Annotated in this window: 2 protein-coding genes; both read left to right on the forward strand. The window is 70.5% G+C overall.

Going from position 1 to position 11,642, the window contains the following annotated elements; genetic code table 11:
* Nucleotides 1–13: 13 nt before the first annotated feature.
* Nucleotides 14–5,638 carry a type I polyketide synthase gene (locus ACZ5WE_RS31925; RefSeq protein WP_467696120.1) on the forward strand — a complete coding sequence of 1,875 codons (5,625 nt, stop codon included), beginning with the start codon at nt 14–16 and terminating at the stop codon, nt 5,636–5,638.
* 81 nt (nt 5,639–5,719) lie between these two features.
* On the forward strand, nt 5,720–11,401 hold the full coding sequence (locus ACZ5WE_RS31930; protein ID WP_467696123.1) for a type I polyketide synthase: 5,682 nt from the start codon (nt 5,720–5,722) through the stop codon (nt 11,399–11,401).
* Nucleotides 11,402–11,642 lie beyond the last annotated feature (241 nt).

Below are 11,642 nucleotides of genomic sequence, written 5' to 3' on the forward strand. Positions count from 1 at the left end.
ATGTGTGGAGCTCTTGATGACAACGTCCCAGGCACAACTCGTCGAGGCGCTGCGTGCGTCGATCAAGGAAGCCGAGAGCCTCAAGCAGCAGAACAGGCAACTCGTCGGAGCGGCGACGGAGCCCGTCGCGATCGTCGGCATGGCCTGCCGCTACCCGGGCGGGGCCGCTTCGCCCGAGGACCTGTGGAGGCTGGTGTCGGACGGGGCCGACGCGATCTCCGGGTTCCCGACGGACCGCGGCTGGGACATCGAGGGGCTGTACGACCCCGATCCCGACAAGCCCGGAAAGATCGTCTCGCGTGAGGGCGGATTCCTCTACGAGGCGGGTGACTTCGATCCCGCGTTCTTCGGGATCTCGCCGCGCGAGGCGCTGGCGATGGACCCGCAGCAGCGACTGCTCCTCGAAGCCTCCTGGGAGGCCTTCGAGCGGGCCGGTCTCGATCCCGAGGCGATGCGCGGCAGCCAGACGGGCATGTTCGCCGGAGTGATGAGCTCGGACTACTACTCCGAGTTCACCAAGTCCGTGGAGGGTCTCGAGGGTTACCTCAGCACCGGCAACTCGGGCAGCGTCGCCTCGGGTCGTGTCTCGTACGTGCTCGGCCTCGAAGGGCCCGCCGTCTCCGTGGACACCGCGTGCTCGTCCTCGCTCGTCGCCCTGCACCTGGCGGTCCAGTCGTTGCGCCGGGGAGAGTGCTCGCTCGCGCTCGCAGGTGGCGTCACGGTCATGTCGACGCCGGACACGTTCGTGGAGTTCTCGCGGCAGCGCGGCCTCGCCCCCGACGGCCGCTGCAAGCCCTTCGCGGGTGCGGCGGACGGCACCGGCTGGGCGGAGGGCGTGGGCATGCTCCTCGTCGAACGCCTCTCCGACGCCCGCCGGAACGGCCACCAGGTACTGGCGGTGATCAGGGGCACGGCCCTCAACCAGGATGGCGCGTCGAACGGCCTGACGGCACCCAACGGGCCCTCGCAGCAGCGCGTCATCCGGCGGGCGCTGAGCAACGCCGGGCTGTCGACGAACGATGTCGACGCGGTCGAGGCGCACGGCACGGGTACGCGGTTGGGCGACCCGATCGAGGCGCAGGCACTGCTGGCCACGTACGGCCAGGGCCGCGAGGGCGGCGAGCCGCTCTGGCTCGGCTCCATCAAGTCCAACATCGGCCACAGCCAGGCGGCCTCGGGCATCGCGGGCATCATCAAAATGGTCATCGCCATGCGGGAGGGCCTGCTGCCCAAGACCCTGCACGTCGACGAGCCGGCCCCCGAGGTGGACTGGGCAGCGGGTGACGTCCGCCTGCTGACCGAGGCACGCAAGTGGCCGCAGGTCGACAGGCCGAGGCGGGCAGCGGTGTCGTCGTTCGGCATGAGCGGCACGAACGCCCACGTGGTGCTGGAACAGGCGCCTACGCCGGAACTCGGGGCCGGAGGGACGCCGGTTGCCGGCGGTCCCGTCCCATGGGTCCTTTCGGCCAAGACCGAGGGCGCGTTGCGGGCGCAGGCCGAGCGGCTGCTCTCCTTCGTGGAGCAGAGGCCCGAGCTGCGCCCGGCGGACGTGGGGTACTCGCTGGCGGTGTCGCGGGCACGGTTCGAGCACCGGGCCGCGGTCGCGGGCACGAGCCGTGAGGAGCTGCTGGCCGGACTGCGGGCTGTTGCTGCCGGGGAGACCACCTCGGGCGCTGTCAGCCGTGGCCGGGTCGCGTTCCTGTTCACGGGGCAGGGCAGCCAGCGGGTTGGGATGGGCCGCGAGCTTTACGAGGCCTATCCGGTGTTCGCTGCTGCCTTTGATGAGGTGTGCGCGCACTTCGACGGGCACCTTGAGCAGCCGTTGAAGGATGTCGTCTTCGGTACGGGCGCCAGCGCGGATGCCGACGGCTCTGGTCTGATCGACCAGACGGTGTTCACCCAGGCTGCGCTGTTCGCGATCGAGGTCGCACTCTTCCGACTGGTCGAAGCGTGGGGGCTCACCCCCGACTTCCTCGTCGGCCACTCGGTGGGCGAGCTGGCCGCCGCACACGTGGCCGGGGTTTTCGGGCTCGATGACGCGACCACGCTGGTCGCCGCGCGGGGGCGGCTGATGCAGGCGCTGCCTGCCGGTGGGGCCATGGCCGCCATCCAGGCCACCGAAGCCGAAGTCCTTGCGACGATCGAAGGCCGCGCCCACGAGATCGCCATCGCCGCCATCAACGGCCCCTCCTCCGTGGTCATTTCCGGAGACGAGACGGCCGTGGTCGAGATCATGGAGCAGTGGCGTCAGCAGGGCCGCAAGGTCCACCAGCTGCGGGTCAGCCACGCCTTCCACTCACCCCGCATGGAACCCATGCTGGAAGAATTCCGCACCATCGCAGCCGGGATCGACTACAGGAACCCGAGCATCTCGATCGTCTCCAACCTCACCGGTCAGCTCGCCGACACTGCAGACCTCTCCTCGCCCGACTACTGGGTCCGCCACGTCCGCAACGCAGTCCGCTACGCCGACGGCATCACATACCTGGCCGACCAAGGCGTCACGACATTCCTGGAGCTGGGCCCCGACGGAACCCTCTCCGCCATGGCCCAGCAAACCCTCACCGACGCCCCCAGCGACACACTCTTCAGCCCCGTACTCCGCAAGAACCGCCCCGAAGCCGAAACCCTCACCTCCGCCATCGCCCACGCCCACACCCACGGCGCGGAACTCAACTGGGACGGCGTATACGAGGGCCACGACGCACACCGCGTCGACCTCCCCACCTACGCCTTCCAACACCAGCACTACTGGCTCCGGGCCACCGCCCCGGCCGGTGATGCCGCCGGCCTCGGGCTGGACGGGACAGCGCATCCGCTGCTCGGTGCCGCCGTGGTCATCCCCGATACCGGTGGCGTGCTCCTCACCGGCCGGCTGTCGTTGCAGTCGCACCCGTGGCTGGCCGACCACACCCTCGTGGGCACGGCAGTGGTGCCGGGCACGGCACTGGTCGAGCTCGCGATCCACGCCGGTGACCAGGTCGGCTGCGGTCACGTCCAGGAGCTCACGCTCCAGGCCCCCCTCGTCCTGCCCGAGCAGGGCGGAGTAGTGCTCCGGCTGACGGTCGATGCCGCAGATGACCGGGGGCACCGGGCGGTGGCGATCCACTCGCGGCCCGAGAGCGCCGGGGCCGACACGCCTTGGTCGAAGAACGCCGTGGGCCTGCTCACGGGCGATGTCCACAGCGAGGGCTCCGATCTGTCGGTGTGGCCGCCGCAGGGGGCCGTGCCGATCGACGTCGACACGGTCTACGGAGACCTCGCACACGCCGAGCTGACCTACGGGCCGGTCTTCCAGGGCCTGCGTGCGGCATGGCGACTCGGCGACGACGTCTACGCCGAAGTCACCCTCCCCGAAGGCACCACCACCGACGGCTACGCACTACATCCCGCACTCCTCGACGCCGCCCTCCACGCCCTGCCACTGAACCCCCACGAACAGCCACGCACCACCGCCACCTGGCACCAGGTATCCCTCCACGCCACCGGCGCCACCACCCTGCGCATCAAACTCTCCACCACCAACGGCTCCCTCCACGCAGCCGACAACACAGGCACACCCGTCCTCACCGCACACACCATCACCTGGCGCCACACAACCCCCGCCGAACTCACCACCACCCACCGCCCCTTCCACGACTCCCTCTACCACGTGCAATGGCCGGAGCTGTCTCTCCCTTCGGTGAGCCCAGCCACGTGGGCGGTGCTGGGTGAGCCGGAGGGCTTCACCGTCGGCGGCCCGAAGTTCGCGGACCTGGCCGAACTGGCTGCCGCAGACACCGTTCCCGACGTCGTACTCGCGCCCCTGGCGGGATACGGGGACGCCGACACGGCCATCGCCGCGCACCGGGCCGCCCGCCATACGCTCGCGCTCGTCCAGGACTGGCTGGCGGAGGACCGCTTCGCCGCGTCCCGACTCGTCCTCGCCACCCGAGGTGCGGTCGCCGTCCGGCCCGGCGAAGGCGTGACCGATCTGGCCAACGCGCCCATCTGGGGACTCGTACGTTCCGCGCAGGCCGAGAACCCCGATCGCTTCCTGCTCCTCGACACCGACGAATCCGCGGGGCTCGCGGCCCTGTGGCCGGTACTCCGAGCCGCTGAGCCGCAGATCGCCGTGCGGGAAGGAGCGGTGCACGTACCGCGGTTGAGTCGAGTCGCCAGAACCGATGACGACGTTGAGGTCGCAGCGCCGGACCTGGACGGAACAGCCCTGATCACCGGAGCGGGCACGCTGGGCGGTCTCGTCGCCCGCCATCTCGTCACCGAGCACGGCGTACGGCACCTGATCCTCACCAGCCGTCGCGGGCAGAACGCGGACGGCGCGCGCGAACTGGCCGACCGACTCGCGGAACTGGGTGCGGAGAGTGTCCAGTTCGCCGCCTGTGACGTCGCGGACCGTGAGGCGCTCGCGGCTCTCCTCGCCGACATCCCCGTCGACCGTCCTCTCACCGGCGTCTTCCACACCGCCGGCGTCGTCGACGACGGCCTGCTCACCTCTCTTACCCCCGAGCGTCTCGACGCGGTTCTCCGCCCCAAGATCGACGCGGCCGTCAACCTCCACGACCTGACGAAGGACCTCAACCTCTCCACCTTCGTCCTCTTCTCCTCATCCGCCGGCCTCTTCGGCGACCCAGGACAGGGCAACTACGCCGCCGCCAACACCTTCCTCGACGCCCTCGCCCACCACCGCCACTCACTCGGCCTCCCCGCAACCTCCCTCCAATGGGGCCTGTGGGAACAACGCAGCGGCATCACCGGACACCTCACCACCGCCGACATCGAGCGCATCCACCGCTCCGGCATGACCCCCCTCCCCACCACCCAAGCCCTCCAACTCCTCGACACAGCACGCACATCGGGGCTGGCGGCCGTTTCTCCGATGGGGCTGCATCCGGCGCGGCTGCGGGTGGACGACAGCCCGGCGTCCGCGATCCTCCGCAAGCTCGTACGGGTGCCGGCGAGGCGAGTGGCACACGCGAACGCCGGTGCCGACACCGGACCGAAGGCTCTGTCCTTCGCGGATCGCCTCGCCGGACTGTCACCCGCCGAGCGGATGAGGAGCGTCCTCGAGCTGGTGACGTCGAACGTGGCGACGGTGCTCGGGCACTCGGAGGCCGGCTCGGTCGACGCCGAACGGACTTTCAGAGAGCTTGGCTTCGACTCGCTGACCGCGGTCGAGCTGCGCAACCGCCTGAACGCGAGTATCGGCACGAGCGGCGGGCTCCGCCTCTCGTCCACCTTGGTCTTCGACTACCCCACCCCGCTGGACCTGGCGCGGTACCTGTGCGCCGAGGTGGTCGGCGGTACCGCGGACACAGCCGCTGCCGCGAACGCTGCCGCACCGGTCGGTTCGGTCCTGTCCGAGCTCGACCGCTTGGAGTCGGCGATGTCCCGCGTCGCGCTCACCGGCACCGGCACCGGCACCGGCGACTTCAGCGCGGAAGGAGAAGGGGGCGTCGACAGCGACGAGGGCGACCGGGTGGCGAGGGTCACGGAAAGGTTGCAGAGCCTGCTGTCCAAGTGGAGCGAAATCCAGAGCGCCGCGTCCGGGGCTGCCGCGGACAGTGACGACGATCTCGAATCGGCGACCGCCGACGAGATGCTGGCCCTTATCCAGCGGGAATTCGGAAAGGCCTGAGAATCCGCCGCGTACCGGGATCCAGCGAAATCCCGGTACCGGCATCTCCGGCCCTCGCACGGTATTTGACTTCGATAGGTGATGAATCTGATGGCGCAGGACGAGAAACTTCTGGAAAATCTCAAGTTCGTGACGGCCGAGCTGCGCCGGACCCGTCATCGCCTGGTCGAGGTCGAGGAAGCGGAGCACGAGCCGATCGCGATCGTGGGCATGGCCTGCCGATTCCCCGGCGGAGTGGCCTCACCCGAGGACCTGTGGCGGTTGGTGGCGGACGGGGTCGACGCGATCTCCGAGTTCCCCGAGGGCCGCGGCTGGGAACTTGATTCGCTGTACGACCCGGACCCCGACCGCCCCGGCACGACGTACGTGCGCCAAGGCGGTTTCATCGAGGACGCCGACGCGTTCGACCCGGCGTTCTTCGGGATCTCCCCGCGCGAGGCCGTCGCGATGGATCCCCAGCAGCGGCTCGCTCTGGAGACCTCATGGGAGGTACTGGAGCGTGCGGGGATCGACCCCGTTTCGCTGAAGGGCAGTTCGACCGGCGTGTATCTGGGAATGATCCACAACGAATACGGCTGCATTCTCCCGACTGTGCCGGCCGATGTCGAGCCGTTCCTGTCCAATGGAAATGTCAACAGCGTCGCCTCGGGCCGGATCGCCTACAGCCTCGGCCTCCAGGGGCCCGCGATCACGCTGGACACCGCGTGCTCGTCGTCCCTGGTCTCGCTGCACCTCGCCGCGCAGGCACTGCGCCGCGGCGACTGCGCGCTTGCGCTCGCCGGCGGGGCCCAGGTCCAGGCGACGCCCATCTCCTTCACCGACTTCGCCCGGCAGCGGGGCCTCGCGACGGACGGCCGCATCAAGGCGTTCGCCGACGGCGCGGACGGCACGATCTGGGGCGAGGGCGTGGGCATGCTGCTCCTGGAGCGGCTCTCCGACGCGCAACGCAACGGTCGCGACATCCTTGCCGTGATACGCGGTTCGGCCATCAATCAGGACGGCGCTTCCAACGGACTCACCGCCCCGAACGGCCCTTCCCAGCAGCGCATGATCCGCCAGGCACTCGCGGACGCCCGGCTGACGTCGGCGGAAGTCGACGTGGTCGAGGCGCACGGCACGGGTACGCGGCTGGGCGACCCGATCGAGGCGCAGGCCCTCATAGCCACCTACGGGCAGGGGCGCGAGGGCGCGGAACCGCTGTGGCTCGGCTCGGTCAAGTCCAACCTCGGTCATACGCAGGCCGCTGCGGGCGTCGTCGGCGTCATCAAGATGGTGATGGCGCTGCGCAACGGCGTCATGCCCAAGACCCTTCATGTCGACGAGCCCTCCCGAAGGATCGACTGGTCGGCGGGTGACGTCCGGCTGCTGACCGAGGCACGCGATTGGCCGTCGGCCGGGCGCCCGCGCCGGGCCGGTGTCTCGTCCTTCGGTCTCAGCGGCACCAACGCCCACGTCATCCTGGAGCAGGCGCCGACCGTCGACACCGAGCCGGTCGCCGGGGCTCCGGTGGATGGTGGGGTCGTCGTTCCGTGGGTCCTGTCGGGCAAGACGGAGGGTGCGCTGCGGGCACAGGCCGAGCGGCTCGCGGCCTTCGTACGGGAGAACTCCGACCTGCGTCCGGCCGATGTGGGCTACTCGCTTGCCGTCGCGCGGGCACGCTTCGAGCACCGGGCCGTCATCACCGGGGCCGACCAGGGTGAACTCCTGGCGGGTGTCGCTGCGTTGGCGGCCGGGGACGTGTCGGGGGCGGTGACCTCAGGCAGCGTGAACAGCGGCCGGGTCGCGTTCCTGTTCACTGGTCAGGGCAGCCAGCGGGTTGGGATGGGTCGCGAGCTGTATGAGACGTATCCGGTGTTCGCTGCTGCCTTTGATGAGGTGTGTGCACGCTTCGATGGGCATCTTGAGCGTCCGTTGAAGGATGTCGTCTTCGGTACGGGCGCCAGCGCGGATGCCGACGGCTCTGGTCTGCTGGATCAGACGGTGTTCACGCAGGCTGCGCTGTTCGCGATCGAGGTCGCACTCTTCCGACTGGTCGAAGCGTGGGGGCTCACCCCCGACTTCCTCGTCGGCCACTCGGTGGGCGAGCTGGCCGCCGCACACGTGGCCGGGGTTTTCGGGCTCGATGACGCGACCACGCTGGTCGCCGCGCGGGGACGCCTCATGCAGGCGCTGCCTGCCGGTGGGGCCATGGCCGCGATCCAGGCCACCGAAGCCGAAGTCCTTGCGACGATCGAAGGCCGCGACCACGAGATCGCCATCGCCGCCATCAACGGACCCTCGTCCGTGGTGATTTCCGGTGACGAGGCGGCTGTGGTCGAGGTTCTGGAGCACTGGCGTCAGCAGGGCCGCAAGGTCCACCAGCTGCGGGTCAGCCACGCCTTCCACTCCCCCCGCATGGAACCCATGCTGGACGAATTCCGCACCATCGCAGCCGGAATCACATTCGGAACTCCGCGGATTCCGGTCGTCTCCAACCTCACCGGCCAGCTCGCCGACACCGAAGACCTCTCCTCGCCCGACTACTGGGTCCGCCACGTCCGCAACGCAGTCCGCTACGCCGACGGCATCACATACCTGGCCGACCAAGGCGTCACGACATTCCTGGAGCTGGGCCCCGACGGAACCCTCTCCGCCATGGCCCAACAAACCCTCACCGACGCCCCCAGCGACACACTCTTCACCCCCGTACTCCGCAAAAACCGCCCCGAAGCCGAAACCCTCACCCAGGCCATCGCCCACGCGCACGTCCACGGCGCGGAACTCAACTGGGACGGCGTATACGCAGGCCACGCCCCCCACCGCATCGACCTCCCCACCTACGCCTTCCAACACGACCACTACTGGCTCGAAGGCCCCGCATCCGCCCATGACGCCGCCGGCCTGGGCCTCGTGGGGAGTGAGCACGCGCTGCTCGGAGCCGCCGTCACCCCAGCCGACTCCGACAGCCTGTTGCTCACCGGACGGGTCTCCCTCCGCACGCACCCGTGGCTGGCCGACCATGCCGTCATGGGCACCGTGCTGCTCCCCGGCACCGGGCTGGTCGAGCTGGCGATCCACGCCGGCGGCCAGGTCGGTTGCGGTCAGGTCGAGGAGCTCACGATTCAGGCTCCGCTGGTGCTGCCGCAGGCCGGGGCGTTGCAGTTGCAGGTGGTCGTGGGTGCTCCCGACGCGTCGGAGCGCCGTACGGTCGGCATCTACTCACGCCCGGACAACGCCGTCGACGAGCCGTGGACGCCGCACGCCGTGGGCGCGCTCGCACCGGCCGTGGCGACCGTGGACGCCGACCTGATGTCCTGGCCGCCGGCCGATTCCGACGAGGTCGCGCTCGACGGCCTGTACGAGGGTCTGGTCGAGCACGGCTACGAGTACGGGCCCGCCTTCCAGGGCCTGCGCTCGGTCTGGGTGCGCGGTGAGGAGATCTTCGCGGAGGTCGCGCTGGCCCCGGGCACCGGTACCGACGGGTTCGCCGTGCATCCCGCGCTGCTCGACGCCGCGTTGCACGCTGTCATCGTCGGCGCCGAACACGCCGCGCGAAGCGGCGGCGGGGGCGAGGAGGCCGAGGTGCGGCTCCCGTTCTCGTGGGCCGGCGTCAGCTTCCACGCCGAGGGTGCCTCGCATCTGCGGGTGCGGCTCAGTGTCGACAGCGACCGGCGGATCACTCTGGCGGCGGCCGACACCACCGGCGCCCCGATCGTCTCCGTGGAGGGCCTGGCGACGCGTCCCGTATCGGCGGGGCAGTTGTCCTCGGCCGGTGGGGCGTGGCACGAGTCGCTGTTCCACGTCGACTGGGTGAGCGCCCCGAGTGCTCCGGCGGCGCCGATCGCGTCCGCCGGCAGGCGGTGGGCAGCCCTGGGGAGCGACGGGTTCGGTCTGCACGGTGTGCTGGGGGGTGCCGACGACGGTGCGGCGGAGTCGGCGGCGGAGTCGGCGGTCCATGCGGATCTCGCCGGTCTCGCGGCTGCCGTCGACGGGGGCCTGCCCGTGCCGGAGATCGTCTTTGTGCCCTTCGCGCCGCTCGGCGCCAAGGGCCTCACGAGCGTGGCGAAGGACGCGCGCGCCGCTTCCGTCCGGGCGTTGGAGACCGTACAGGCGTGGCTGGCCGACGAGCGGTTCGGCGGGTCGCGGCTCGTCCTGATCACCCGCGGGGCCACGGCCGGGCGCGCTGACGCGGCTCCCACCGACCTCGTGCACGCACCCCTATGGGGTCTGATCCGCTCGGCAGAGGCGGAGAACCCGGGGCAGTTCGTCCTCCTCGACCTCGATCCGGACGGCGCGGACGGCGCGGACGGCGTGACGCGTGACCTGCTGGCTTCGGCGGCCGGCTCGAAGGAACCCGAGCTCGCCGTGCGCGGCGACGCCCTCTACGTGCCGAAGCTCGCCAGGACCGAGGCTCCTGCCGAACCCGCCCGCCCGCGGCTCGATCCCGAGGGCACTGTCCTGATCACCGGCGGTACCGGCACTCTCGGTGCGCTGGTGGCCCGCCACCTGGTGACCGAGTACGGAGCCCGCCGCCTGCTGCTGGCGAGTCGCCGCGGGGCGGCGGCAGCGGGCGTCACCGAACTGGTGGCCGAGCTCGCCGCGCTCGGGGCCGAGACGACCGTCGCCGCGTGCGACGCCGCGGACCGGGAGGCTCTGGCGGCACTCCTGGCCGCCGTGCCCGCGGACCGTCCGCTGACCGCTGTCGTCCACACGGCGGGCTCACTCGACGACGGTGTGGTCGGCTCGCTCACCCCCGAGCGACTCGAGGCGGTCATGCGTCCGAAGGTCGACGCAGCCGTCAATCTGCATCTGCTGACACAGGACATCGATCTTGCCGCGTTCGTGCTCTTCTCCTCGGCGGCGGGTGTCTTCGGCGGCCCCGGCCAGGCGAACTACGCGGCGGCGAACGTGTTCCTCGACGCACTGGCCCGGCACCGCAGGGCCGCCGGCCGCACCGCCCACTCACTGGCCTGGGGCCTGTGGGAGCAGCGCAGTGATCTGACCGCGAACCTGGCCACCGGCGACGTACGGCGCATCACGGGCTCGGGCCTGGCCACGATCTCCTCGACGGAGGGACTCGCCCTGCTCGATGCCGCGCTGGCCACCGGGGAGGCCGTCTCCGTGCCGGTACGGCTCGACCTCCCCCGGCTGCGCGCCCAGGCCTCGTCCGGTGAACTCACCGCCCTGCTGGACCGGTTGGTCAAGGCGCCGGTACGCCGTGCCACGTCGAACGCGCCGGACGCGGAACCGCAGGGCAGTTCGCTCGCGCAACGGCTGTCGGGTCTCACCGACGAGAAGCAGGCCGCCGTGCTGCTGGAACTGGTCCAGTTGAACGTCGCCAAGGTGCTCGGCTTCACCGGCAGCAGGCAGGTCGAGCCGGAGCGCGGCTTCCTGGACCTCGGCGTCGACTCGCTGACCGCCCTGGAGCTGCGAAACCGGCTCAACGGCGCGACCGGCCTGCGACTCCCGGCTACCCTGATCTTCGACTATCCGTCGGCGGGCGCGGTGGCCAAGTATCTCGGCACTCGGTTCACCGCCGACGCCGCGGGGCCGGGAGCCACCCCCGTCCATGTCGACCTCGGCCGTCTCGAGGCCACCGTCTCCACCGCCGAACTGTCCGACGAGGACCGCGACAAGGTCGCGAGCCGGCTCCAGGCCCTACTGGCCGTCCTCGGCCGCCAGGTCGTCGTGGGCGGCGGCGCCGCTGCCGTGGCCACGGACCTCACAGCGGCGAGCGACGACGAGATGTTCGCCCTGATCGACCAGGAGCTCGGTCTGTCCTGACCCACGGCAATTCCTTCCGGCCCAGGGCCGGTCACCTCCCCAAAGGAGCGTGGCCGGCCCTGGGGGGCGTAGGGGGGCGGTTAGGGAAGGTTAGGGGTGCCGCGTCGGGTGGCCATCTCCTAGCGTCATATGTGAAGTCTTGTCGATGTGTCCCCCGTGCTCATCCCCAGCCGGTTCGAGGCATCGCCGAATGGGTCTCCCAGCCGGGGAGTCACGTCGCAAAGGGCTTCCGCCGGGGTTT

The sequence above is a fragment of the Streptomyces sp. NPDC033180 genome (assembly GCF_055577645.1).